This window comes from Streptomyces sp. NPDC101152 (assembly GCF_044768275.1).
Taxonomy (GTDB): Bacteria; Actinomycetota; Actinomycetes; order Streptomycetales; family Streptomycetaceae; genus Streptomyces.
The window spans coordinates 113,746-139,142 of the sequence record NZ_JBIWPO010000014.1 but is presented as its reverse complement, the minus strand read 5'-3'; the positions used below and the strand labels follow the sequence as shown (position 1 = coordinate 139,142).

Below are 25,397 nucleotides of genomic sequence, written 5' to 3'. Positions count from 1 at the left end.
CGCGCCCCCCATCGTGTCGCTCTGACGATTACTGGCGACTAGACTGGGCGCCCTGCTCGACTCCGTCGTCCCCAGGGGAAGCACCGTTGAACTTCTGGTCGATCTACCAGCACGGCTTCGCACGTGTCGCCGCGTGCACGGGCCACACCGTCATCGCGGACCCGCCCGCCAACGCCGAGGCGGTGCTGCGCCAGGCCCGCCGGTGCGCCGAGGAGGGGGTCGCGGTCGCCGTCTTCCCGGAGCTGGGGCTGTGCGGCTACTCCATCGAGGACCTGCTGCTGCAGGACGCGCTGCTCGACGAGGTCGAGGCGGCGCTCGCGGAGGTGGTGGCCGGGTCGGCCGGGCTGCTGCCGGTCCTGGTCGTCGGCGCCCCGCTGCGCCACCGCAACCGGGTCTACAACTGCGCGGTGATCGTCCACCGGGGCCGCGTGCTCGGTGTCGTACCCAAGTCGTACCCGCCGAACTACCGCGAGTTCTACGAGCGCCGGCAGATCGGCGACGGCGCCGACGAGCGCGGCGGCTCGATCCGCGTCGGCGGCGAGGAGGTCCCCTTCGGCGTGGACCTGCTGTTCACCGCCGAGGACGTGCCGGGGCTCGTACTGCACGCGGAGATCTGCGAGGACATGTGGGTGCCGGTGCCGCCCAGCGCGGAGGCGGCACTGGCAGGCGCGACTCTTCTGGTGAATCTGTCGGGCAGCCCGATCACGGTCGGCCGGGCCGAGGACCGCAAGCTGCTGTGCCGCTCGGCGTCCTCCCGCTGCCTCGCCGCGTACGTCTACGCTGCGGCGGGCCTCGGCGAGTCGACCACGGACCTGTCCTGGGACGGCCAGGCCATGGTCTACGAGAACGGCGTGCTGCTGGCCGAGACGGAGCGGTTCCCGCTCGGCGACGAGTACGCGGTGGCCGACGTGGACCTGGACCTGCTGCGGCAGGAACGGATGCGGATGGGCACGTTCGACGACAACCGCCGTACGCACAGCGCGCGGACCGGCGACTTCCGGACGGTGCCGTTCGTGTTGGACCCGCCGCTGACCGACCTTGGTCTCAAGCGACGCCTGGAGCGCTTCCCGTTCGTGCCGGCCGACGCCGAACGCCTCGCCCAGGACTGCTACGAGGCGTACAACATCCAGGTCGAGGGCCTGCAGCAGCGGCTCGCGGCGATCGGCGGCCCGAAGGTGGTCATCGGGGTGTCCGGCGGCCTGGACTCCACGCACGCGCTGATCGTCGCCGCCCGCGCGATGGACCGGGCCGGGCGGCCGCGCAGCGACATCCTGGCCTGGACGCTGCCCGGCTTCGCCACCAGCGACCACACCAAGGACAACGCGCACAAGCTGATGGCCGCGCTCGGCGTCACCGCGGCCGAACTGGACATCACGCCGACCGCGCGGCTGATGCTCGAGGAGATGGGGCACCCCTTCGCCTCCGGCGAGCCGGTGTACGACGTCACCTTCGAGAACGTGCAGGCGGGCCTGCGCACCGACTACCTGTTCCGGCTCGCCAACCAGCGCGGCGGCATCGTCCTCGGCACGGGTGACCTCTCGGAGCTGGCGCTGGGCTGGTCCACGTACGGCGTGGGCGACCAGATGAGCCACTACAACGTCAACTCGGGCGTCCCGAAGACCCTGATCCAGCACCTCATCCGGTGGGTCATCAGCAGCGGCCAGCACGACGAGGAGACCAGCCGCACGCTCGCCGCGATCCTCGACACCGAGATCAGCCCCGAACTGGTGCCGGGCGAGGAGATGCAGTCCACCGAGTCCAAGATCGGCCCGTACGCGCTGCACGACTTCACGCTCTTCCACGTGCTGCGCTACGGCTTCCGGCCCTCGAAGATCGCCTTCCTGGCCTGGCACGCCTGGCACGACCCGAAGTCCGGCGCCTGGCCGCCGAACTTCCCCGAGGCCAAGCGGATGGCGTACGACCTGCCGGAGATCCGACGCTGGCTGGAGGTCTTCTGCCGCCGCTTCTTCGCCTTCGCCCAGTTCAAGCGCTCGGCGATGCCGAACGGGCCGAAGGTGTCGGCGGGGGGTTCGCTGTCGCCGCGGGGGGATTGGCGTGCGCCGTCGGATGGCTCGGCGGCGGCCTGGCTGCGGGATTTGGAGCGGTTCGACTAGTCGGTCGGCGCCCGGCCCTGAAGCCTCAGAGTGTGCCGGGTTCCGCCTTGAGCGAGGCGACGAAGGGCGCCCAGGCAGCAGCGGTGAGGATGAGGGCGGGGCCTTGGGGGGCCTTGGAGTCACGGACGGGGACGAGGCCGGGGAAGTTGTCGGCGACTTCGAGGCAGGCGTCCTCGAAGTCGCCGCTGTGGGTGGACTTGCGCCAGAGGGCGGCGCCGGGGAAGTCGCCGGCCACTTCGACGCACTCCCCGCCGTCACCGTTGCTGTAGCTGCTCTTGAACCAGAACGCATTACTCAAGTCGATCCGGTTGCTTGCCATTTCGGTAATCCTCTGCCGCTGCCTTGATCATGGCCAGGGACGTGTCTGGTGACAGCGCGACGGCCCTGAGCCGATCGTATGCCTTGCGGTACTGGTTCACGAGGGCCGGATCGTCGATGGTGTCACCGCTGTACGACGCCTCGGTATAGATGAGCGGCGGTGCGTCAGGGAAGGTCATCACCATGATGGAGGCGGCCATCAAGGGATACGCCCCACACGTCCGCGGAACGATCTGCGGAGTGATCCGGCGCCGCTCGGCCAACTCCACGATCCGGTTGAGCTGTTCGGTCATCTCCAGCGGCGGGAGGATCGGGTCCGCGATCAGCGACTCATGCAGGATGGCCCAGTACTCCGGGGTGGAGTGGTCCTCTTCGAAGAGGCGGGCGCGGGCGAGCCTTGCGGTCACCTTCTCTTCAACCCACTCGTCGGTGGCCGCCGGGTGGGCCGCCCGGACCAGCGTCCGTGCGTACGGAGCGGTCTGGAGCAGTCCGGGGAAGATGATGGGGGACCACAGCTCAATGGACTCCGCGTACTTCTCCGCCTCCAAGGCCTTTTCGAAGTACGCAGCATGCGGCCCCCTCCGCGCCTTCCGCACATCCTCGCAATGCCGCTCGAAGAAACGGTCCGTCCCCAGCACCCGATCCGCGTGCCGAGCCAGGTCGAGCGGCATCCGCCGTTCCCCGTGCTCGATGTCGCTGAGGTACGTCTTGCCGTAGAAGCTGCCGTCGAGGAACGCCTCCAGCGACATCCCCGCAGCTTCCCTCTTCCACCTCAACTCCTTTCCGTAGAAGGTCGGGACGCTCATCGAGCCGTCAATGTCCTTGCGTCGGACCACGCGCTCACCGCCGTAACTCACCGTGCCGTTTTCGCTGTTCGCGTCGCGGACGCGAAAGTTCTTCCACGGTAGCGAGCCCGGCGACAGTCTGTGAGGAATTTGTCACACACCGCACAGAAGGTTTGCCCCTCCCATGCCCGACCGCTCCCCCACGGCCTACGACGTCACCCTCTGCGTCGAGAACCTCCGCACCGCCCTTGCCCTGCACGGCATCACGCTGCCCTCCCTGCGCGTGGACCTGCCGAGCTTCGCGAGCGCACACACACCGCCCGTCGGCCTCGTCACGCTGGGGAACTGCAACACGGCCACGGCCCAGGCACTCGCCGCCGCCCTCCAGAAAACGGCGGCCGAAGGATGACGTTCGAACTCAGCCTGCTCGCGACCCCGAAGGCCGTACCGGAAGTGCGCCACCACCTTCGCGCACTCGACTTCGAAGTGCGCCTGTGCGTCACGGAGTTGCTGACGAACGTGATCGACCACGTCGGCGAGGGCACACCCGTGACCGTCCGCGTAACCGGCACGAACCTCGGTCACACCCGCATCGAGGTCACCGATCCCGACCCACGCGCGCTGCCCACCCTCCTGTCCGCCTCCGAAACGGCCGAGTCCGGCCGCGGCCTGGCACTGGTCGACGCGCTCGCCCGGCGTTGGGGCGTCGATCAGGGAGCGCGCCACAAGACACTCTGGTGCGAACTGGCCACACAGGGGCGGTAGTCGGTCAGCCGTCGCCGCACACAGAAACCGCAAAGAATCACCTGTACGAACACTTCTGTGTATGTCTACAGTGATGCCGCGCATCGACGGAGCCTGACCACTCCGAACGCGCACATCAGTCAGCGACCGGGGGAACGCCGTCGCTTACGGGGAGGGGTCGCGTCGCCATGCCGTCATACGCCTTTCCGGCCTGCACCCCTGGCTGAATGCAGAAAGAGATGCCTCCTTGCACCCCAGACCGTGGTTCCGCCTGCCCGGAAAACGAAGATCACGGAAATTCACCTCCGCTGTCACGTCCGTCGCCGCCCTGACCGTCTTGGCGGGGCTCGCGGTTCAGCCCGGCCTGGCCGGCCTGGGTGCCGAGCCGGTCGGCGACTCCGCCCCCTGGAACCAGGACACCCCGGCCGAGCAGTTGCGGCAGGACCAGTGCCTGATGGCCGACGTACTGCGGCTCGGCGGGCCGTCGATGGCCGCGACCGCCCAGGACGGCCTGAACCAGCCCGCCGACAAGCTGCATGTCCTGGCGGACCGGAAGAACTGGGAGCAGACGCCGCTGGCCGTGGCGTACCAGAAGGACCGGGACGCGGCGAGCAAGCAGATGGACGATCTCGCTGCTCAGCGGGACGCCTGGACGAAGCCTCTCGACGGCCTGGCAACCCCGGGCGGGTTCACGGACGCCGCGTTCCACTGGCCGCCCGGCACCAGCGGCGACGGCCAACAGTCGTTCGACGAACAGACCGGTCTGGCCAAGTGGGTCGCCGACCGGTTCTGGACGAACGACGGCGACTTCTACGACGACTCGACTCCCAAGGCCGACGCCGAAACCGTCAAGGCCGTCGACGCTCTCGGCAACCCGCTGTACGCCCAGGACCCGGACCCGCATCGGCCCGACTGGAACCGGGCGCTCGACGAGCACAACGCCTTCGAGTGGATGCACGACTTCAGCAACGCCAACATGGGCGCGGACGACGCCCGTGTCTTCCTGTCCTCGGGTGGCTTCCCCCGTACCGCTCCGCAGCCCGGCACTCCGGAGTACCGCATAGCGGTGGAGGACGCGAAGTCCCGCTTCGCGTCCTGTGGCTGGCGTGATCCGCTGGACCCGGACAACGTGCTGGGCGACATCACCTCCACCGCGGCCGGCGAGTGGCAGCAGGAGGTCTCCTCCCAGGCCGCCCAGCGCAACCAGATCCTGGACGCCAACAAGACCGCCGTCGACGCCCTGGCCAAGGGCGCCAAGGCGCTCAGCGACATGCTGGGGCACTCCTGGGTAGCCGACCACCTCACGCGCTGGCAGGACTACTGGAGTCCCGGCGGCATCGGCTGGATCGGCGACTCCTCGCTGGTGATGAGGGTCGAGGCGGCCCAGGGCAAGTGCTTGGACGTCCAGGGCAGCGGGACGGCCAACGGCACCCCGGTGCAGATCTACACCTGCAACAACAGCGCCGGCCAGGAGTGGAAGTTCGGGGGCCTGTACGACGGCGGTTACTCCCTGTACAACACCAACGCGCGCAAGTGCCTGGACGTGCAGAACGGCAACGACGCCAACGGTACGAAGATCCGGCTCTGGACCTGCAATGGCAGCGCGCCGCAGCAGTGGCAGTTCGACGTCCGCGCCGCCGGTGAGCTGCGCAACGCCGCCACGGACAAGTGCCTGGACCTGCACACGTTCACCAACGGCAACGACGCCCAGCTGTACACGTGCAACGGCACCGACGCGCAGAAGATCCGCATCGTCCCCAAGGGCCACGACGGCACCGACAAGCTCGACTACCCGAACAAGGCCCAGTTCACCAAGGCCACGGCCGGCATCGCCGGCGCTCAGGCGGGAGCGAAGAAGCAGCTCGCCGTGCTCCAGGCGCAGTTGGCGGCAGCCCAGAAGGCCGGAACCACCTCGGACAGCGCCCTTCAGGCCGCGTACGGCATCGCGGATGCCAACGGCGCTCCGCGGGGGCGTGGTCTGCTGGTGGGTCAGCAGAAGACACAGGTGACCCGGGGCGCGGTGGCAGCGCTCCAGGCGATGGAGAAGGCCGGCGAGACCGCTGAGGCCGCAACCCGCGCCTCGGCCGGTGACAGCGCGACCATCGCCCAGCGGGCGCTGGCCCAGGCGGCGCAGGCCAAGGCGGAGTTCCGTAAGGAGGCCGCGAAGGCCGCCGAGGAGCAGGCCAAGGCCGCGGCGGACGCGGCCAAGGTCCACCGTGACAACGCCAAGGCAGACAAGGAAACCGCCGAGTCCAAGCTCACCACCGCCCTGAAGGCCGAGGGCGACGCGAAGGCGGCCGCCGCCGACGCCCACGCCAAGCGGCTCGACGCCGAGGCCCAGGAGAAGACCGCCAAGGCGGAGAAGGAGACCGCCGCGGCCAAACAGGCCGAGGCCGCGGCCGACAAGACCGCCGCACAGAACCAGGCGACGGCGGCCAAGGACGCCAAGGACAAGGCCGACGCCGCCGAGAAGACCGCCGAAGGCAAGCGCGACGACGCGAACACGGCCCGCGACAACGCCAAGGCCAAACGCGACGACGCCTGGGACGCCGAGCAGAAGGCCGCCGCCGCCCGCGCCAAGGCCGACGCCAAGGACGCCTACGCCGACTCCCTCGACGCCGGGGACGCCGCGACCGCCGCTCGCAGCGCCGCCAACGACGCGGACAAGGCCGCCGACACCGCCGAGACCGCCGCGAAGAACGCCCGCGCGGACGCCGACGCCGCCACCCAGGCAGCCGCCGACGCCGACGCAGCGGCCACCCGAGCCGAGGCAGCCGCCAAACGCTCCCGCTCCGACGCCGACGCCGCCCAGGCGGACAAGCTGAAGGCCGACGCAGCGGTGAAGACCGCGACCAGCGCCGCCGCCGACGCCATCAAGGCCTCCCAGGACGCCGCAACCGAGGCCAGGACAGCGGTCAAACTCGCCGACGAGGCCGAACAGCACGCCAAGGACGCCAAGACCCAGGCGGACGCGGCGAACACCGAGGCCGGCAACGCCCTCGCCGCCTCGGCGAAGGCCGCCGGATACGCCCACGTCACCGCCCAAGCCGCCGTGGACGCAGGCAAGGCTGCCGAACAGGTCGCCAACCCGGCCAACGACGCCATCCAACTCGGCTCTCCCTACGTCGACACCGACTCCGCCGCCGGCCTGGTCGTCCTGACCGGCCAGGCATCCAAGTCCATCGCCGACCAGCAGCAGGCCGTCGCCGACGCGCACGCCAAGAACGCCGCCGCCGAAGCCGACGCGGCCAAGAACCTCGCCGACCAGGCCAAGGGCGACGCCAAGGAGGCCTACCAGCACGCGGCCAACGCGGCCCAGTACGCGGCGGATGCCCGCACCTACTCCAAGGAAGCCCTCGGCTACGCGGCCGACGCCGCAAAGGCCGCCGCAGCAGCCCAGGAATCCCTGGCCCGCACCATCGACTACGACCAGCAGGCCACCGCCGACGCAGCCGCCGCCGACACCGCCGCCGGCAACGCCGAGGGCTACGCCAAGGACGCCCGCGACTCAGCCGACGCAGCCGCACTCGACGCCGAAGCCGCCCGCACCGCCGCCACCCAGGCCGAACAGGACGCCAAGGACGCCCGCGCCGCCGCCGACCGCGCCGACACAGCCGCCACCGAGGCCGAACAGGCCGCCAAGGACGCCGACAAGTACGCCAAGGAAGCCCAGGACGCAGCCGACCGGACGGATCGGGAGGAGGCCAACAAGCAGGTGGCCACGGGTGCCGGTAGCGGCGCCAACGGCGTCTTCTACGTCATCGACGAAGAGAAGTCGGAAATCCTCTCCGGTAAGCAGACGAAGAACTGCACACTCACCGTCCAAGGCTGCGACGTCGCATACAAAGTCAACGCCAAGCTGGTCGTCGATTTCTACCTATGCACGGACGACAGCGCCGTCGCCAGCGCTTCCGGCTGCCCGAAAGCGGCGTGGCAGTGGCTCGACCGCAAAACGGTGACGGCCGAGGACGTCGATTGGGAGCACCACTTCACGGCTGGTCAAATCACCCGCCTGGGGTGGCAGAACCTCTTCGGTGACACCCTCGGCAGTGTCCTGTACGACGTGATCCTCGGCGACGCGATCAAGTGCTACCACGGATCGGCGACGGCATGCGCCTGGGCCGCGGCCATGTTTGTCCCACTCGAGAAGCCTCTGACGGCGCTCGCCGATGCGGTCAAGGCCGTGGACGCCTCCCTGCGTACCGGTATCGGAGTCGCCGACGCACTCAAGGCACTGCGCACGCTGGACGTCGACCCAGGGGCGCTGGCAGGTATCGAACGGTCGGCGAACCTCACCGAGGAGTTGCGGACCGCCTGCCAGACCAACAGCTTCCCCGGCTCCACCGAGGTGCTCATGGCGGACGGCTCACACCGGCCCATCGGCCAGGTGGGCGTGGGGGACCTCGTCAAAGCCATGGATCCTGCCACCGGCCAGTTGCGGACCCGGCAGGTCACCGACACCTTCAAGCACGACACCCAGCGGCTGGTGGACATCACCGTTGCTGACGGGGGGAGGCTGACCAGCACTGCCGGCCACAGGTTCTTCGTGGTGGGGCGTGGGTGGACACTGGTTTCCGATCTGCACGTCGGCGACCGCCTGCGCACCCCGGACGGCTCCGTCCACCCAGTGACCGCCCTCCTCGACCGCTCGGGCCTGACTCGGCGTACGGTCTACGACCTCACGGTCGACGACCTGCACACGTTTTTCGTGCTCGCGGGCGCCACCCCGGTCCTTGTCCACAACTGCAAGGTTGCCTTGGGGTGGCAAAATAACGGAAAGCTCGACGAGTGGGCTGGGCTACCCGAGAACAAGTTCACCACCTTCTCCAACGTGTCCCCGAGGGACTTCGCCCGGATCGCGGAAATGGCCATCGCCGACCCGAGCGTGACGCTGCACATCAACATGACGGGACTGGCCGAGGAGGGGACCTTCATGGATGCTGCACAGCGTGGCCTGACGGCCGGTGAAGCCGGACATGCCACGGACTACGAGATGTCCATGATCGCGAGGGCACTCGCCAATGGTCAGCGTCCATGGAGTTCGATCAAGTTTTACTCCCCGTCGGGTCCAGGTGGAGCCATGCGACTGGATCCCCCGACACCAATGCCGGACCTATCGGCGCTGAAGGGAAACCTTTCCCCCGTGAAGGGTTCGGTCATCGGTTACTGCCACTGCTGAGGAATCGACCATAGATACCAACCAGAAAGACCTGTACCCGGACGTGACCGCTGCGGGCGGCCTTGTATCGGCGATGAAAAAGGCCGCGCAGCTGGGCATGGGCGAAATCTGGCCTGTACCCTCACCCATCGACGACATCATTGGTATCGAGACGGCAAGGGGTACCCTGTCAGTCGTTCCCGCGACCGAGGAGCGACTGTTCCGGGTGCGGGTCCATATCCCCGGGATCATCTGGGACACTCCCGGGTTCACTTGGGAGATCGGCTCGACGGACGATCTCGGGTTGCTCGTGGAGGCGGTCGTTGCATGGCGGGAAGGCATGCCGTTCGACGAGTTGGCGGCGAGATTCATGTTCCTGGAACTTGATGAATTCGCCAGGGCGGTCGAGAGGGGAGAGCCAACTGCTTTGCAGTGGGCCGACCTTCTTTCGGCCGAGTTCCACCGGAGACAATGGGACCTTCTGCGTCGTCTCCACACGGACGAGGTACTACGGCACATGTTCCCGACGATCTCGCACGGTGCGGTCCGCCTGCGTGTGGATCTGTTCGACGGAGCGAGCCGTCAGGTCCTGGTGTACGAGCCGGAAGCAGAGCGCTATGAGGTCATTCACACCGGAGCGCCCGGGGCCGACTGGGTCGAGGTGCCGACCGGTGATCTGATCACCTATCTGCGAGCCGCCCTGAACGAAGAGTGATCTCGACAGGTCAATGAAGTCGAAACCCCGCCAGGGACCTGGCGGGGTTTCCAACCGCTTGACGTCGTACCGCAGGGGCGGGCGAGGAAACCCGCCCGCCCCGGTCTCCTCGACGCCCGGGAGCGCCCACCGGCCCAGGCCGGAGGAGACTCCCTACGTCAACCCCACCCGGGCGGAGTGAATTTGTTCAGGAGAACCCATGGCCTACATCGATCCCCAGAACGCCGTACTAAAACCCGGCGACGTCGACGGTCATCCGGGATATTGGTCGCCATGGATGAGGTCAAGGTCGTCTCTGTCGTCCCATTCCACAGGGGTAGTTGGACCATCTGCGCCGGGCCCGCGCGGATGAGGCGTCGCGGAATCTGTTCCCGGACATCACGGAACGCGCCGTCGAGTGCGAGTCTCAAGATCGGCAAAGAAGCGTTCGCGGCAGCGGGAGTTCACTTCTGATGAACGGTTTCGATGACCTGACGGCGCTCGGCCTGCCCTCACTCGCCGAAGTCCTGGCATCGCACGCTCCCGCTCGGTCTGATCTGGCGGCCGGCCAGTGGCTCGGTCTTGTCGAGTTGCTCACCCTGCGCCTCACGCAAGGCATCGGTGACCCCACGACGGAGTACTGGGACATGTACTCGTCAGCATTTGGATATGCACTCGACAGCGCTGTCGCGTCGGGCGCCATCGATCACTGTGAGAGTGTGATTCGCCGCATGAATCTCTCACAGGTCCTGCTCCAGAAGACACCGCCGAACCCCCGGGTCGAGCTCCTCGACCCGGATCGGCTCATCGAGCTTCTGCTCCAGGAACTCCCGATGTCAGCCGTAGAAGCCGGCATCATGTCGGCCGATTGGCGTCATCTCGACATCGCTCGGATCCGAGCTCTGCGCGTCGCCAAGAACCTGGTCTCACCGGGCCTTGCGATCGCCCGGCTGGTCTGCGAGGTGGAACTTGACCGTCGCTTGCAGGAGTGGGAGAGAATTCTGCCGGCGCTCCCCTGAGCGAGTGAGGAGCGAACCGACCCCATCGGCCGACGAAGCCGGCGGAGTCGGGGCGCGTAGCCGGTCGTGATCATTGCTGATCCGCCCGCCCCTGGGACGTTCCATGAGGCGGACGTCAGCCGGTGTTTCCGCCGCCGCACGCGTCCTCGTTCCGCGCCCCCCGGAGCGAGGCGCCCGCCCTCAGCAGTGCAGCGCCTGGGCATCCTGCGGGACGTGGGAGGCGATCACGTGCTCCCGGCCCCCTCATCACATTCGGGAACTGCGACACAGCCACGGCCCATGCACTCGCCGCCGCCCGCCAGAAAACGGCGGCCGAAGGATGACGTTCGAACTCAGCCTACTCGCGATCCCGAGGGCCGTACCCGGACTGCGCCACCTGTCGGCAGGCTCTCGACTTCGGGGCAATGGCGCCGGCCGCACCGGGCTGCCGGGGCGGATCAGTCCGATTCGGCCAGGCCGAGTGTGCGGCGTCGCGGTGTGACGGATGCGGCGGTGCTCTCGCGCAGGTCCGGCGTGATGGCGGCGGCCTGCTGGTACCAGCGTCCGTAGCGGGCGGCGAGGACCGCGGCCGAGGCCCCGTGGAGCAGCACGCTGAGTCCAACGGTGACGGCAACCACACGGCTGATCAGGTCGATACCGTGGAGGTGCTCCTCGGCGACCAGGAGCCCGAACACGACCGAGGCCAGGCCCCGTGGGCCGAACCAGCCGACGTAGGCCACGGTCGGCGCCTTGAGTCTGCTTGCGGTCAGGGCGAGCGCGACCGGGACCATGCGGATCACCGTCAGGCTCAGCACCGCGTATGTGACGATCCGCCAGCTGAGATGTTCCAGGGCGGGGCCGAGCAGGACGGCACCGAAGAACAGCAGGCTCAGCATGGCCAGCAGTCCGCCGAGGTCTTCGACCAGCTCGGTGGAGCGGGCCACCTCGCCGGTGGGCCGTGTGCCATGGCGCAGCGGGTAGGCGAAGGCGAAGCCGGCCACCCAGGCGCCGATGAAGCCGCTTCCGTGGGTGGCCGTGGCAAAGGTGTAGGCACCGGTGGCCGCGGCGAGCCCGCAGATGGGACGCCAGTCGGAGGCGACCCATCTGCGGTCGAGCGAGAGGTGAAGGAGCTGGCCGACGGCCCCGCCGACGGTCAAGCCGATCGCCGGGCTGAGCAGCAGGGTGCGCCAGAAGGTGTCGGCCGCGCCTTGGTGCTCGTAGGAGGTCCCGGGGATGACTGCGAGGAAGAGCACGAAGAAGGGCAGCACCAGGCCGTCGTTCAGTCCGCTCTCCACGTTGAGGGTCTGGCGGATCAGGCTCGGGACGCGAGGATCGGAGATGGCGCTCCTGCCCAGGGCGGCATCGGTGGGGGCGAGGATCGCGGCCACGAGTGCCAGCTCCCACATGGTCAGGCCCGGTAGGAGTGGCCAGGCCAGCAACCATCCGGCGGCGATGGTGACAACAAGCCCGATCGACAGCAGCCGCCCGGGCAGCGCGCCACCGCTACGCAGGTCCGCGGGGCGCACGGTCGTCGCGTCGGTGAACAGCACCAGCGTCAGGGCGGCTTCCACCAGGGTGCGCAGGGGGCCGGTGTCGTGCCGCAGGCTGACCAGGTCCAGGCCGACGGGTCCGATCGCGATGCCGCAGCCGGTGAAGACCATGGCGTCGGACACCGGCGAGGCGGCCAGCCGCCGGGAGGTGAGTGCGTAGGCGGCAGCGACCCCGGACACCGCCGCGACCGCCCAGGAATCGCTACTGCTCATGACCGCACACCATGCGGCAGCCGTCGTCGGCCGGCGCTCCCGGCCGGGGCCGATTGCGCCTGTCGGTCACGGTCATCGACCCCCAGGTGCTCCGCAGCAGTGATCTCGTCCGCCCACTGTGCGGCACAGCCAGGGGCCGCGGCGTCAGCGACACGGTTACCGTCAGGTGGCTACCCCGGCACCGGTGTGCCTGCGACGGCCTCGTGCTCGAGCGCCGCAGCGAGGCACCGCGCACAGCGACGGAAGATGTGCCGCGCGCGTACGGGCGATTCGCACAACCCCGTCCGGCGCGGACGCCGCGCTCACTCGTCCGGCCGCCATCCGCCGCGCCCAGAGCGCCACCGACCGGGCACCGAGCCTAGATTCGAGACCATCCGTACCGGTCCGCGCGCACCCGGCCACGGCAACGAGCCACACGGCCCGCGGGCGGCGCGTGGCGAGCGAAGGGCAGATCGTGACCAGTCGCCCCAACATCCTGCTGATCGTCACCGACGAGGAACGCGTCCGCCTCCCCCCGGCGCAGGGGTACTCGCTGCCTGCCCGGGAGCGGATCGCCGGCCGGGGGACCACCTTCGAGCGCTACTACACCGCCTCCGCGCAGTGCAGCTCCGCCCGGTCGGTGATCTACACCGGGCAACACCTGCCGATCACCGAGATCTACGACAACGACAACATGCCGTACATCCGCCCACTCAACCCTGAGCTCGGCACACTGGGGACGATGCTGCGGTCCGCCGGCTACTACACCACCTACCAGGGCAAGTGGCACCTGTCGAACTGCTACGTCACCCGCGAGAACCCCGGCCCCACCACCGACGCGCTGGAGCCCTACGGGTTCAGCGAGTTCAACGACTGGGGCGACATCGACGGCGGCGCCTGGGCCGGCCTCAAACTCGACCCGGTCATCGCCGGCCAGGCCGTGAAGTGGCTGCGCAACCGCGCACCGGTCGTCTCGCAGGACCAGCCGTGGTTCATGGCCGTCAACTTCGTGAACCCGCACGACATCATGAGCTTCGACTACGGTGGCCGCTCACAGGTCCAACTCCCGCCCGGGCTCGCCCACGCGGTGGTGTCCCGTGCGGCTGCGGACATCCCCGTCTACCGGCGACGCTGGGACTTCGACCTGCCCGCCAGCCTGAACGACGACCTCACGGGCGCGGCACCGGCCATCACCGAGTACGCGCGCGTGACGGACACGGTCTTCGGCCCGGTCGCCGACGAGCAGCACTGGTACGACGGCCTGAACTTCTACCTCAACGCCATCCGCGACGTGGACCGCAGCGTCGAGTTCGTCCTCGACGCCCTGGAGGCCTCCGGCCAGGCGGACCGCACCGTCGTCGTCTTCACCTCCGACCACGGCGAGATGGCCGGATCCCACGGCCTGCGGCAGAAGGGCAACCTCATCTACGACGAGAACTTCCACGTCCCCTTCATGATCGCCCACCCCGACGTCCAGGGAGGCGGTCGCACCCAAGCCCTCGCCTCCTCCGTCGACATCGCGCCCACCCTGCTGGAGATCGCCGGCCTGGACGCCGCACAGACGGTCACGCGGCACCCGGCCCTCAAGGGCCACTCGCTGATGCCGGTCCTCCACGGACGCACGGTGCGCAAAGGGATCCTGAACGCGGTGGAGTCGATCATGATGCTCGACGCGTCGTTCTGGTTCGAGTTCGCCGACCCGGAGGCGTCCAAGCGCGTCGCCTCCGGCGACCTGCGCCCCGACTGGAACAAGCGCGGCTTCCTGCGCGGCTACACCGACGAGCGCTACACCTTCGGCCGCTACTTCTCCCCGCTCAGCCCCAACCGGCCCGCCAGCGCCCAAGCCCTCCTCGCGGAGAATGACGTCGTCCTGTACGACCACGAGCAGGACCCCGACGAGATGCACAACCTCGCCCCCGACCCCGCCCACCGCGATCTCGTCGAGCGCTACCGCGCCCTGCTGGAGGACCTCATCGACACCGAGATCGGCACCGACACCCGCGCCTGGGTCACCGAACGGCCCCATCTCCTGGGTTGGCCCACCTGGCACGGCGACGACACGCGCCCTGAGACACTCGCCGCCGCACAGCGGGGACGCTGAGCAACCGCCGCAACCATCGTCGCAGAGGTGCAGCCCCCGCCATGTCGCAGGGGCGGAGTCTCTGCGTCAGAAGCGGCCAAGGCCGCCAGGACGAGGACGAGAAGCACACGCCCCCGCCGCCCTCAGCGGTGCGGTGCTTCCTAAGCCTCCGGCAGGTGTACGGCGACGAGTCGTCCCGTCCGGGTGTGCGGAACCCGGCGCCGGTCCACCGCGTACGCGACCCCCGCCACGCCGATCCAGGCGCCGCCGGCGTTGGCCAGGTTGAAGGCGGCCTGGTTGGCGGAGGAGGCGAGGGACGGGGCCGCGGCGGCCTTCTCCATGACCATCAGTTGGAGCGGGGAACCCGTGATGAAGGCCGCCGCGCCGAGGAGGACGACCGCGAGCGCGGCGGTCCACCGGGAGTCCATCAGAAGCGGGAACAGGGCCAGTACGGCCGCCAGGGACACCAGGCCGCCGAAGAGCGTGCCACGCAGGGAGTGGTCCGCGAGGCGGCCGCCCAGCAGGTTGCCCGCCGTCGCGCCGACGCCGAACAGGGCCAGGAGAAGGGTGACACTGGACTCGGCGTAACCGGCGGCGCCCGTCAGCATCGGCGTGATGTAGCTGTACGCGGCGAACAGCGCGCCGAAGCCCGCAACCGTGGTGGCGAGATACGTCGCCGGTGGGGCATCTGGAGTGGCCACAGACACACAGTCGGTCAGGGCATCAGTAGCAATGTCGGACTCGCAGCCCTGGGCTTGTTCAGGTGCAGGTGGTCTTCACGAGGTCGGCGACGACTCCGTGGCGGTCGGTGCCGGCGTTGGTGAGGGCGAGGTCGATGGTCCCTGTAGTGGCGGGGTAGCGACTGGTGGTGTACCAGCCGCCGTTGTCGTAGTTGCCTTGGTCGAAGGTGAAGGAGCTGATGGGCTCGGCGGCGCCGTTGTTGGTGCTGCCGGTGTCGTAGACCTCGTACTGGGCGGTGTGGGTCCAGGTGCCTGCGGCGATGTGGATGGTGAAGGTGCATCCGCTGACGGCGGCCGGGGGGTGGAAGACCCAGTCGGCGTTGGCGGTCCAACGCGTGGAGCCGGTGAGGTGGACGTACTGGGCGGCTTTGCAGCCGTAGCTGTAGGCGCCGCCGGTGGTGGTGTGCCAGCTGCCGTCGGCGTCGTAGAAGCTGGTCGGTGCTGCGCCGGTGGATGCGCATCGGGCTCCGGCGTAGCCGGTCCACACGGTGGCCTGGGCGGGTGGGGTGGCGGCGCCTGTGGGGGCGTGTGCCGCGCCGGCTGTCGTCTTGCCGGGGTTGGGCTGCCCGTTGCCTGCGGGGTCCGTCAGGGTGAGCGCCGGGTTGGTGGGGCCCGTGGTTGCGGTGCGCGTCGGGGTGGGGGTGTGCGCGGCACCGGATGCCGTGGTGGTGGGGGATGGTCGACCGGGCGACGGCGAGGCTGTGGAGGAGGGTCGGGTTGCGGAGCCGAGCGTGGTGTGCCGCGCATGGCCGTCGGGGATGAGGGAGACGGTCACGGCGAGGACCGCGGCTACGGCGAGGGCGCCGATGACCGCGGCGCGCTTGGGGAAGCGGCGAGCTGCGGGCTGGGACGGTCCGGGATCGGGCCGAGGAGGCACGAGGGCCTGTTGCGGACCTTCCGGCTGCGGGCCGGGACCGTCGTCGGTGCGGCGAGCGTCCTTGGCGGTGGCCTGCTGGTTGTCCGTAACCAGGATCGGCGATGTGCGCGAGGTGTTGTCCGGGCTGCTCACCGGGCTGGCCGCGGGGGCGGTGGCACTTTCCTGGGGTGCAGGGGAGGTCCCGGTGTCGACGCGGAGTTCAGTGTCGAGCTGTTCCCAGCGCGGGCGCCATTCCTGGGGGTCGGCTCCGCATGCGGTGACGAAGGCGGCAGTGACGTCCCAGGAGGGCAGGCGCCGTCCGGAGGCGGCGTCGGACAGAGCGGTGCGCGAGTACCGGGCCCGTTCGGCCAGTTCCCGGTAGGTCGGTGCGCCGGGCGCGCCGGCGCGCAGGTCGCGCAGAGCCTTCGCGAACTCGCCTAAGGGTCCTGCCGGAAGCAGCGCCTCCCGTCTGCCCATGCCCCTTCTCCCCTGCATCCGTTCGAGTTTCGGGTGCTTGCGCGGGCCATGATAGGGCCCGCCGCGTCGGCTCGGTGCGGCTTCGACGGGGCTGTGATCAGCCCGGACAATCCGTCGGCCGGCCTTCAAAGTTGCCGGGGCCGGCGGGGTCTGTTTGTCCCGTGATTGTCCGCGTACGGGCAAGGCCTGGCCGGTCATCGGCAGCGCCTCTTTCATCTTGGCCAGGAGTGCGGATCCGCGCTCCCTTCGGCTGTGGTGGAAGGACTGCGATGCCCGTCTTGGTACCCCGTCACCTGGCCGGCCGGCTCCGGGCGGTGGCGGCCGTGGTGCTGCTGCTGTGCTGCGCGGCCGCGCTTGCCCTGCCGGGACTCGCCCCTCGTCATGCGGCTGCCGCGCATCCGGCCGCGGTCGCGGCCGCCGCCGGCCACGGGACGCGTCCGGCCGGCCCGGCGCAAGTCGCCGATGTGAGCAGGCCGGTTCGGGTGGCCGCGCATCCCGCCCGCCGTCTCGTCACGGCGCCCGCCTCTCACCGTGCCAAGGCGGCGGCCACCTCCACCCCGGCACCGGTGGTCCGGATCCGGCTGCACGCGGGTGACACCTTGTGGCAACTGGCGCGCCGCTACGGCACCACGGTCGCGTCCCTTAAGCGGCTCAACCACCTCGGTGACTCCAGCCTGATCTACGCCGGCGCCGAATTTCAGGTCCCGGCCGCGTCCGGGACACCGTCCGCCGTGCCGGCCGCCACCGCTGTGCCAACGGCAGCCCGGGTGCGTGCGCTCCCCTCGAGCAGCAGCCCGGGATCGCTACGGCAGGCGGCCGCCGAGGTCTTCGGCGCTCAGTACCGTTGCGCGGCGGCGATCATCACCCGCGAGTCCGGGTGGCAGGTGCACGCCCTCAATCCTTCCTCGGGCGCCTACGGGCTGGCCCAGGCGCTGCCCGGATCGAAGATGGCCGCCGCCGGGCCCGACTGGCACGACGACGGCGGCACCCAACTGCGCTGGATGCGCTCCTACGTGAACTCCCGCTACGGCAGCGCCTGCGAGGCCTGGGCCTTCTGGCAGGCCCACTCCTGGTACTGACCACCACCCGCACACGGCCACCACCCCCACCCGGCCACCGCGCCCACCCGAAAACTGCCCCCCAAGGAGATGACCATGCCTCATCCACCCCGTCGGCGCCCGCCACGCTCCGGCCCGTCGACGCCGCCCGCGACGACGCGCATCCCTCGGGACGCGCCGGGCCTGGTACGTGCCGGACTCGCCCTGGTGGTCGGCGCGCTGGTCCTCGCTCTCAGCGTGCTGGCCCTGCCCGCCCATCCCCACACAGCAGCCGCCACCCGCCCGGCAAGCCGTAGCGCCCCCGCAGGTCACGCGCCGCGGCCCACGGCTGCGGCGCACCGTGCCCTCGCCGCCGCAGCCCGGCCCAGGCACGCCGCCCCTGCTCCTGCCCCTGCCGCCCAAGGCAGGGCAGTCCTGCTGCGCCGAGGGGACACCCTGTGGGGTCTCGCCCGCCGGTACGGCACCACCGTGGCCGAGTTGCAACGCCTGAACGGCCTCGGCACGTCCACGCTCATCTACGCCGGCCACCGCCTGGTCGTCCCCGGCACCGTTGTCCCCGGCCGGCCGCGCCGCGTGTCCACTGTCCCGGACCTGCCCATCAGCCGGGCACCGCGGACCGGGCAGCACATCGCGGGGCACCGCAGCACGCCGGGTGCCGTCACCCCGACCGCGCCGACACACACCACCTCCAACCCCCGCACCTTCCAGGGCATCTTCGCCTTCTCCGGCCCGAACTCGGCCGACCTCGCCACCGACCCGGACATCGCCGGCCGGTCGCTGGTCTACTACTGGTCCCAGCTCGAGCCGCGTCCCGGGGTGTACCGGTGGGACCTGATCGACCGCGACCTGCGCCCGTGGGCCGCCGCCGGGAAGAAGGTCGTCCTGCGGGTGTCCGCGGCCGGCTGGGCGAAGTGGGACCCTGCGGCCGGCTCCGGGCACGGCACCCCCGCCTGGGTCTACGCCCAGGGCGTCACATCGGTGACCGAGCGGGACGGGGCGGTGCTCCCGCAGTACTGGAACCCGGCCTTCCAGCGCAACCTTGCCGTCTTCCTCAAGGCGCTGGCCGACCGCTACGACGGCAACCCCCACCTCGCCGCGGTGGACATCTCCGTCGGCGTCGGCGGAGAGACCAAGCCCGACAGCGAGAAGAACCCCGACCTGCTCGCCCTGTGGCAGTCCATCGGCTACACCGACCCGGCCTGGTGGGCCTGCGTCCAGCAGACCATCACCGCCTACACCACCGCCTTCCACCGCACGCCGCTGGCGCTGATGCCGGACAAAACCTTCCTCGGCAACACCCCCGGCTACGACGAGCACCGCCTGCTCGCCTACGCGGTCGCCAAGGGCCTGTGGCTGCAGGACAACGGCGTCCTGCCCGGCCGCACCCTGCCCGCTCCGTGGGGCCGCACCCCGGTCCTGGCGGAGATGCGCGGCTCCACCGCCCAGACCGGCGACTCGCTCGCCGCCGACCTTCAGGCGGCACTCGCCGAACACCCCGTCTACATTCTGGCCTTCACCAGTGACCTGACCAACGCCGCCAACCGCGCCGCGATCCACCAGGTCGCCCTTCAAGCCCACGCCACCAGCAGCGGGGGCACCGGCCCTGTCCGCTGCCGACCGGCGCCCATCCGCGCCCAGGCCGCGGCCACCGGCTGGATGTGCCCGCTGACCGCCCCGTCCCGCCCGCGCGGCTCCAGGAGCCCCGCCGAGTCCGGCAACAGGCCGGGCCACAGGGCGGGCCACAGGAACTCCCGGATCCGCCCGCTGCCCGCCACGCCCGTGCATCGGAGCCTGTGATGACCCTCGTGACACCGCCCCGGCCGCCCCGGCGGCTCGTCCGGAAGCTCGCGGCCGTCCTCGTCGCGCTGTCGTTGTCCACCGGCGTCGCCGGTGGAGTGAACACCGCGTACGCCGGGCAACAGCCGCCCGCCCGCCACGCTCCCCACAGCGCTCCCCAGGCGCCACGCGCGGCCACCCCGGACCCGCAGGTCGTCGCGCGGACCGTCGCGCAGGTGCAGGAGGCGCTGCGGCTGGCGGCGGCGCTGCGCGCGGAGCGGGCGCGGCTGGTCGCTGAGGAACAGGCGGCCCTGCGCTCGGCGGCGGCCGAGAAAGACGCCGTGAAGCGGCTGCAGTACGCGGCGGTCGCCGTCGATCGCCGCGGCGAGATCAGCGGCCTGGACCGGGAGGTGGCCCGCGCCCGCGCCATCTCGCTGGATCCGGTGTTGCAGGGGGAGCTGTCCCTGGTGACCCGCGGACTGTCCCGCGCCGATGCCCGGGATGTCCTCGAAGCGGTCAGGGTCGCGCAGCGCGTCCCGGCGGTGAGCGACCTCTCCCGCCACGCGCAACTGGTCGGAGAGGTCACCGCGGCCGCGAAGGCGCTCGCGGACGCCAAGGGCACCTACGCCGACCAGGCCCGCGCGAAGCTCGAGCAGCTGCTCGCGCTCAAGCCCGCCGATCCCGCGCGCGCCACTGTCCTGGACCAGCTCGACCTGGAGTTGTCCGAGCATCAACTGGCCCTGTCCCGGTACGAGGTCAAGCTGCTGCACCGCGCCGTCGCCCTGGCCCAGGCGCTCCCCACCGCTGCCGCATCCGCACGCGGAAACCAGGCTGCGGGCGCCAGGTTCCCGCTGGCCCCACCGGCCTCGGCCGGGCGCAAGCCGGTCCTGGTCAACGAGAACTCGCTCGCGGCCATCGCACGCACCGTCGCGCAGCGGACCGGCGCCCAGCTCCAGGCCGCGGCGCCAACGGCTGCCGGGACGTTCCAGACAGCCGTGCAACCGGTGGACAAACCGGTCGACGCGCTGGTCAAGGGGCTCCAGGACGCCGGCATGACCGTCACCCGGACGGACGGACCGACCTCGGAGCTCACCCTGCCCGCCGCTGGGCCCCGCAACGTGCTGAACCCCAACAGTCACACCGTCTCCGGACAGCAGTCGGTCCTGGACGTCCACAGTCCCCTGGGCGGCCACCTGCGTCTGACCGTGGAGGTCCAGGACAAGTCACCCACGCATGCCTTGCCTCAGGACATCCCGCCGCTGCCCTCCCACAGCGAACTGCGGCCACCCCTGGTAGTGCTGCCGCTCGGCCACCACCTGTGGTTCAAGGCCACCGCCGGGATCAAGGTGACGCCCAGCGCGGGCCCCGCCGAGCTCAAGGGTCCGGTGGAACGGTCGGTGACGATCAGCCGGCAGGTGCTGGCCGACCCTGCGGGCGAGTTCACCGGACCGGAGCCCGCCGGCCTCACCTACCTCGTCCCGGCGAAGGACACCATGCCGCTGGCCAACGCCAAGGCCGTGGTGAACACCGGCGGTGACATCCAGCTGTTCTGGGGCCCGGACCACAACACCCCCATCCTCGACATCACGGTGTCCGCAGGACAGGAACGCACCACCAAGGCGAGCCTCAACCTCACCGGCATCCACTCACTCCGCGATCTCGTGTCCGCGCTGCCGGTGGACAGCGAAGGCAAGCTCAACATCAACCTGACCGTCGGGCTCACCCAGCCCGGGATCGGTTTGCCGCGCAGCAAGCCGTTCGTCATCGGCATCAAGGGGACGCCTCAGGAGTTCCTCTCGCTCCTCCGCAACCGCGTCCCGGTCCTCGGCCGGCTGCTCAACGGCAAGACGCAGCCATCGCGGCAGCAGATCGTCGACTCCCTGTTCTCCCGCGCGCCCGAGCCCCAGAACTCGGTCACGCATGTCCCCGGGCCCGAGATCCGCACCAACACCGCCATCCTGACCCCCGCCGTCCACACCCTCCAGGTCCAGCCCGGCACGACGCCGGCCGCCGGCCCGCGCCTGTTGCCGAGCCCCCGCCCGCAGACCGCACAGGTCCTGCACGAGGCGGAACAGGTCCGGGCCGTCCTCCGGGACGTCGGCGTGCCGGAGGCGACGATCGACCAACTGCTGGACACCAACCCCGACCTGGCGCCCGGAAGCAGCTACCGGGCCGCGTTGGACGCCATCGCCGCATCAGCCCCGCCCACCACAGCCGGCCGAGCAGGAGAGAGCACCGCAGGCGACAGCGCCGCGACGCCCGCCGCTCAGGCGGTCAACACGGCCGTCCAGTACGCCGTGAACACTGCGGGAACGCGCAGCACAGCCCGCTTCAACGCCGTCTTCACCGACACCTACACCCCCGCGCTCCAGTCCGCCCAGCAGCTCATCGCCCAAGCCCGGAGCAAGGCAGCTGAGCTGAGCGAGGCCCACAGCATGCTGGCCGGCGCCGGGGTACCGGAGGAGACCGTCCAGGAGATCCTCTCGCCCGCCCCCTACCCGGGCGCCGCCTCCGCCCTCGGCCGGACCCTCAAGGTCCTGCTGACCACCGGAAGGCTGCCGAACGCGCAGAAGAGCGAGGGACGGCAGCTGCGCGACCAAGTCGTCGAGCAGGCCACCGCGTTCGCGCTCCATGCCGCGCACGCGCGGCGCGGCGAGACCTTCGACAACACCGAGTTCGCCAACGCCTACGAGTACTACATCCAGGCGTTCCACGACATGCGCAAGAACCCGGCCGCCTTCGGCGTGGGCACCGGCGCGCCACCGGCGACCAAGCTGAAGCCGGACCTGGCATTCCGGAACGCCACCACCCCCGCCTTCGGGGAGGCCGTCGCACGCAACTTCGAGCAGGACCGAGCCTCTGCCGCCGGCTACCCGCTCTCCGGCGCCATCGACCCGGCCCTTGCCCAGAGGCTCGGCACCGTGGACTGGAACAACCCCGCGGCCGTGGCCGACGCCACCGAAAGCGTACGGCAGCAACTCGCCGCCCAAGCCGACCGGATCGGGCACACCTCTTTGACGGCGGCGGCCTACCACGCGCGCAAACACCCGGTCACCGCCGCCGACGGCACCCAGACCGACCCCGTCACCGCCTACTACGAGAAGCTGGCTCAGACCCTCAAGCAGGGCCAGGTCTCCCTCGCACCTCCCACCGGCGGCAGCAGTTCCGTCGGACTCACGGTGACCGCCGACACCACCCCGCTGGGGCAGCCCGCGGAGCAGGCCACGGCGAAGCTCTACCTCCAGCCTGGCACCGGCAGGATCACCGTCGCCACCTTCCAGACCAAGCAACAGCCTCCCCAGAAGGGCGCCCCCGGCGCCCCGAACCCCTCACTCCCGCCGGCGCCCCCCGCAGGTTCCGGGGACAACCCGGCAACGCAGGACCCGGCCGGCCAGGCGCTTCCCGCCACGGGGCAGGGCACTCCGCCCTCCGGAGAGGCGTCTGCCGCTCCAGGCGGCACGTCGCCGGGGGAAGGAGATGTGCCGCCCGCCACCGGCCAACAGTCGGCCTTCGCACGCCTTTGGGCCGCGCTGCGCAACGGCGCGCGCTCTCAGGGTGCCACGGGGAAGATCAGCCGAGGCTACTTCTACCTGAACGAGGACCCGGCCAAGACAGTCGAGGGAAACATGTCGATGGGCGTCAACTTCGAGCCCCATGTCCCCCGCGGGGAGACGGCGCCAGCTGCCGCGGAGCCCCAGATCGTCGACGCGAACCCGCCTGGCGGACAGTCGCCGCCCAGTTGGGCGTCGAAGGCCAAGACTGCGATTGCTTCGACGATCGAGGCGAACCGCGGTACGGTCACCGGCCTCAACAGCCTCGCCGACAGTTTTGGGGTGATGGTCGCCCAGACGGCGTACCAGGACCGGAACACCACGCAACCCTTCCCGACCGACCCGCAGATCACCGCCGACGGCGGCATCGACCCCTCCGTCTACCAACGCGTCCGGGCCGCCACCCCGGCGTCCCGGACAGCGGCCACGGACGAGGCGGTGCGGCAGATGAACCTGGTGATCAGCGCCGCGGACCGCCCGGCTCTGCTCGCCGTCGGCAGCCCCGGAGCGGGAGACAACAGCGACCTGGCGGGCGCGGCCACCGTACGCCAGCTCGCCACCGACCCCACACGGCCGTCGGCCGGGAACCAGCAGGCGGTGGACTTCGCCCGCTCCTGCCTGACCGCCAAGGACGCCGGCACCCAGAGCGGCTGCATCAGCCAGTGGCAGAACAGCTACGGGCGCCAGGCCTACGTCAACCAGCTCGCCACCGCCTACTACTACAACGGCGGCACCAACACCGACTGGCACGGCGACCAGGTCACCCCCGGCACCATCCCCGTCCTGGACAACCTGACCGACCCCCGGCTCGGCGCCGACGCCCGGCTGGCCGCGATCCAGCGCGCCAACCAGATCCACGTCGACCAGACCCACCTCGCCGTGCTCGACAGCTCCGCCGACCCCTCCGTGCGCCAGGACGCCCTGGCCCTCGCCCGCCAGATGCAGCAGGACCAGGCCCTGCTCAAGGCCTGGAACGCCAGTCCCGACCTCCGGCAGGCCGCCCTGGACAATCCCGCCTACGGGCAGGACAGGGTCCGCAACCTGAAGCTGAACCTGGTCGAGCACGGCGTCGACCCCAACTTGCTCACCGCCCAGGACCAGCCCCAGGCCGCAGCGCAACTGCAGGCCGCCGACAACACCGCGCGCCTGTACGCCGACACCGCCGGCACCACGGCCGCCACCTACACCGGCGACCCCGCAAAGAGCTGGCAGCAGAACTACGACACCCTCGTCAACCAGGCGCAGGACCAGACCATCCAGCGGATCGACAACAACCTCTGGGCCGTACGCCAGGCCGACAAGCGCGGCTACGCCACCACCCCGGCCTACAGCAGCGTCCACGACTTCACCACCGGCCTGAACGCCGACAACGCCCTGCGCGCCACCGACGTCCAAAGCCGCGTCATCGCCGGGCTGCAGGCCTCCCTCTCCGGAGGCAACCAGTCCGACTTCGCCGCCCCGGCCCAGAACGCCGGCAACCAGGCAGCCCTCGACCAACTGCGCGCCCAGGGCTACGACGTGACCCTCTCGCCCGACGGCAAGAGCTACACCGTCCGCGGCACCCCGGCCACCGTCAACTACGTCACCGCGAAGTTCAACGACATCGCCGGCAAGGCGGCGCAGGACACCCTCAGGAAGGAGCAGAACCAGTTCGAGCAGAACTACCTCACCACGCTCGCCGACCTCCCGCCGCTCCCCGGTGAGAGCCGCGACCAGTACGTCCAGCGCATCCACGACGCCGCCACCGGCATGACCTTCCACGGCAAGAACGTCACCTCCTACCAGCCCAACAGCCAGACCATCAGGCTCATGGAGAAGGGCAGCGACGGAGCCACCGGCACCTTCGGCACCGCCGACCTCGGCACCGTCCAGCACGACCTCGCCTGCTCCATGGCCTCCGGCAGCGGCCACGACAACGCCTACTGCTCCGCCCCCAAGAAGCAGACCGCCGGCAACTCCGGCAGCCCGTTCGGGTACAGCAGCACGGTGAGCAAGAACCGACTGAAGCAGGCGATCGACCATAGCGACACCCAGCCGCCGAGCAGCAAACCGCAGCAGTCTTCCGCCAGCCCGTTCGGATACAGCAGCACAGTGAGCAAGAACCGACTGAAGCAAGCCATGGGCCACACCGACACCCAGCCAACGAGCAATAAACCGCAGCAGCCCTCCGGCAGCTCTCCCCGCGGAACCGGTTCGGTGAACACCACCAGCGGTGCGGCAGCGGTCCCCCCAGCCCCCGCAGCGAAGCCCAGCGGCGCCACCCAACGGCTGATCTCGTTGAACAGCTGACCACCGCAGACGACGCG

At 70.2% G+C, this 25,397-nt stretch carries 14 protein-coding genes and 1 pseudogene; 10 read left to right on the top strand and 5 right to left on the bottom strand.

All coding sequences use genetic code 11. The annotated features are described in order from the left end of the window. Positions 1 to 86: 86 nt before the first annotated feature. Complete coding sequence (locus ACIRVK_RS20585) at positions 87 to 2,114, top strand: NAD(+) synthase (RefSeq protein ID WP_404248974.1); 2,028 nt, start codon at positions 87 to 89, stop codon at positions 2,112 to 2,114. Positions 2,115 to 2,139: 25 nt separating this feature from the next. Here ACIRVK_RS20585 and ACIRVK_RS20580 read toward each other — a convergent pair whose 3' ends face one another. Together ACIRVK_RS20580 and ACIRVK_RS20575 are read right to left on the bottom strand one after the other, a co-directional pair. After that, positions 2,140 to 2,433, bottom strand: coding sequence for a DUF397 domain-containing protein (locus ACIRVK_RS20580; RefSeq protein WP_404248972.1), 294 nt, complete (start codon positions 2,431 to 2,433; stop codon positions 2,140 to 2,142). After that, positions 2,405 to 3,238, bottom strand: a complete 834-nt coding sequence (locus ACIRVK_RS20575) for a helix-turn-helix transcriptional regulator (RefSeq protein ID WP_404248970.1) — start codon at positions 3,236 to 3,238, stop codon at positions 2,405 to 2,407. The genes ACIRVK_RS20580 and ACIRVK_RS20575 overlap by 29 nt, the downstream gene beginning before the upstream one ends. 163 nt (positions 3,239 to 3,401) lie before the next feature. Here ACIRVK_RS20575 and ACIRVK_RS20570 point away from each other — a divergent pair, with 163 nt between their 5' ends. The 5 genes from ACIRVK_RS20570 (at position 3,402) to ACIRVK_RS20550 (ending at position 10,832) form a co-directional block, all read left to right on the top strand. After that, entirely contained in the window at positions 3,402 to 3,626 is a 225-nt protein-coding gene (locus ACIRVK_RS20570; protein WP_404248968.1) for a hypothetical protein, read from the top strand. After that, positions 3,623 to 3,982 carry an ATP-binding protein gene (locus ACIRVK_RS20565; RefSeq protein WP_404248966.1) on the top strand — a complete coding sequence of 120 codons (360 nt, stop codon included), beginning with the start codon at positions 3,623 to 3,625 and terminating at the stop codon, positions 3,980 to 3,982. Before ACIRVK_RS20570 ends, ACIRVK_RS20565 begins: the two co-directional genes overlap by 4 nt. Before the next feature lie 433 nt (positions 3,983 to 4,415). Further along, positions 4,416 to 9,140, top strand: coding sequence for an RICIN domain-containing protein (locus tag ACIRVK_RS20560; protein ID WP_404249066.1), 4,725 nt, complete (start codon positions 4,416 to 4,418; stop codon positions 9,138 to 9,140). Between the two features lie 43 nt (positions 9,141 to 9,183). Then, a complete protein-coding gene (locus tag ACIRVK_RS20555) occupies positions 9,184 to 9,834 on the top strand; it encodes a hypothetical protein (RefSeq protein WP_404248964.1) in 651 nt (216 codons plus the stop codon). 452 nt (positions 9,835 to 10,286) lie between these two features. Continuing rightward, positions 10,287 to 10,832 (top strand): hypothetical protein, encoded by a 546-nt coding sequence (locus ACIRVK_RS20550; protein ID WP_404248963.1) that lies wholly within the window; start codon positions 10,287 to 10,289, stop codon positions 10,830 to 10,832. Between the two features lie 437 nt (positions 10,833 to 11,269). Here the strand turns inward: ACIRVK_RS20550 and ACIRVK_RS20545 are convergent, their stop codons facing one another. After that, the gene (locus ACIRVK_RS20545) at positions 11,270 to 12,574 is read right to left on the bottom strand and encodes a cation:proton antiporter (RefSeq protein WP_404248961.1); all 1,305 of its coding nucleotides are present in this window, start codon (positions 12,572 to 12,574) and stop codon (positions 11,270 to 11,272) included. 454 nt (positions 12,575 to 13,028) lie between these two features. Between ACIRVK_RS20545 and ACIRVK_RS20540 the strand changes: the two genes are divergently transcribed. Continuing rightward, positions 13,029 to 14,654 (top strand): sulfatase-like hydrolase/transferase, encoded by a 1,626-nt coding sequence (locus ACIRVK_RS20540; protein WP_404248959.1) that lies wholly within the window; start codon positions 13,029 to 13,031, stop codon positions 14,652 to 14,654. Positions 14,655 to 14,794: 140 nt separating this feature from the next. Here ACIRVK_RS20540 and ACIRVK_RS20535 read toward each other — a convergent pair. After that, positions 14,795 to 15,301, bottom strand: a pseudogene (locus ACIRVK_RS20535) (MFS transporter); the annotation flags it as partial. Between the two features lie 91 nt (positions 15,302 to 15,392). Further along, positions 15,393 to 16,706 (bottom strand): helix-turn-helix domain-containing protein, encoded by a 1,314-nt coding sequence (locus ACIRVK_RS20530; protein ID WP_404248957.1) that lies wholly within the window; start codon positions 16,704 to 16,706, stop codon positions 15,393 to 15,395. A gap of 269 nt (positions 16,707 to 16,975) precedes the next feature. Between ACIRVK_RS20530 and ACIRVK_RS20525 the strand changes: the two genes are divergently transcribed. The 3 genes from ACIRVK_RS20525 (at position 16,976) to ACIRVK_RS20515 (ending at position 25,380) form a co-directional block, all read left to right on the top strand. Continuing rightward, positions 16,976 to 17,785 (top strand): LysM peptidoglycan-binding domain-containing protein, encoded by an 810-nt coding sequence (locus ACIRVK_RS20525; protein WP_404248955.1) that lies wholly within the window; start codon positions 16,976 to 16,978, stop codon positions 17,783 to 17,785. Between the two features lie 75 nt (positions 17,786 to 17,860). Beyond that, positions 17,861 to 19,561 carry a LysM peptidoglycan-binding domain-containing protein gene (locus ACIRVK_RS20520; RefSeq protein ID WP_404248953.1) on the top strand — a complete coding sequence of 567 codons (1,701 nt, stop codon included), beginning with the start codon at positions 17,861 to 17,863 and terminating at the stop codon, positions 19,559 to 19,561. Beyond that, positions 19,561 to 25,380, top strand: coding sequence for a hypothetical protein (locus ACIRVK_RS20515; RefSeq protein ID WP_404248951.1), 5,820 nt, complete (start codon positions 19,561 to 19,563; stop codon positions 25,378 to 25,380). Before ACIRVK_RS20520 ends, ACIRVK_RS20515 begins: the two co-directional genes overlap by 1 nt. Positions 25,381 to 25,397: the final 17 nt, after the last annotated feature.

Bases quoted from the DNA above. Each gene is read 5' to 3' on its own strand.
- ACIRVK_RS20545 (WP_404248961.1), bottom strand. From the start codon at position 12,574: ATGAGCAGTAGCGATTCCTGGGCGGTCGCGGCGGTGTCCGGGGTCGCT.
- ACIRVK_RS20560 (WP_404249066.1), top strand. From the start codon at position 4,416: ATGGCCGACGTACTGCGGCTCGGCGGGCCGTCGATGGCCGCGACCGCC.
- ACIRVK_RS20575 (WP_404248970.1), bottom strand. From the start codon at position 3,238: ATGAGCGTCCCGACCTTCTACGGAAAGGAGTTGAGGTGGAAGAGGGAA.
- ACIRVK_RS20525 (WP_404248955.1), top strand. From the start codon at position 16,976: ATGCCCGTCTTGGTACCCCGTCACCTGGCCGGCCGGCTCCGGGCGGTG.
- ACIRVK_RS20515 (WP_404248951.1), top strand. From the start codon at position 19,561: ATGACCCTCGTGACACCGCCCCGGCCGCCCCGGCGGCTCGTCCGGAAG.
- ACIRVK_RS20570 (WP_404248968.1), top strand. From the start codon at position 3,402: ATGCCCGACCGCTCCCCCACGGCCTACGACGTCACCCTCTGCGTCGAG.
- ACIRVK_RS20520 (WP_404248953.1), top strand. From the start codon at position 17,861: ATGCCTCATCCACCCCGTCGGCGCCCGCCACGCTCCGGCCCGTCGACG.
- ACIRVK_RS20550 (WP_404248963.1), top strand. From the start codon at position 10,287: ATGAACGGTTTCGATGACCTGACGGCGCTCGGCCTGCCCTCACTCGCC.
- ACIRVK_RS20530 (WP_404248957.1), bottom strand. From the start codon at position 16,706: ATGGGCAGACGGGAGGCGCTGCTTCCGGCAGGACCCTTAGGCGAGTTC.
- ACIRVK_RS20580 (WP_404248972.1), bottom strand. From the start codon at position 2,433: ATGGCAAGCAACCGGATCGACTTGAGTAATGCGTTCTGGTTCAAGAGC.
- ACIRVK_RS20565 (WP_404248966.1), top strand. From the start codon at position 3,623: ATGACGTTCGAACTCAGCCTGCTCGCGACCCCGAAGGCCGTACCGGAA.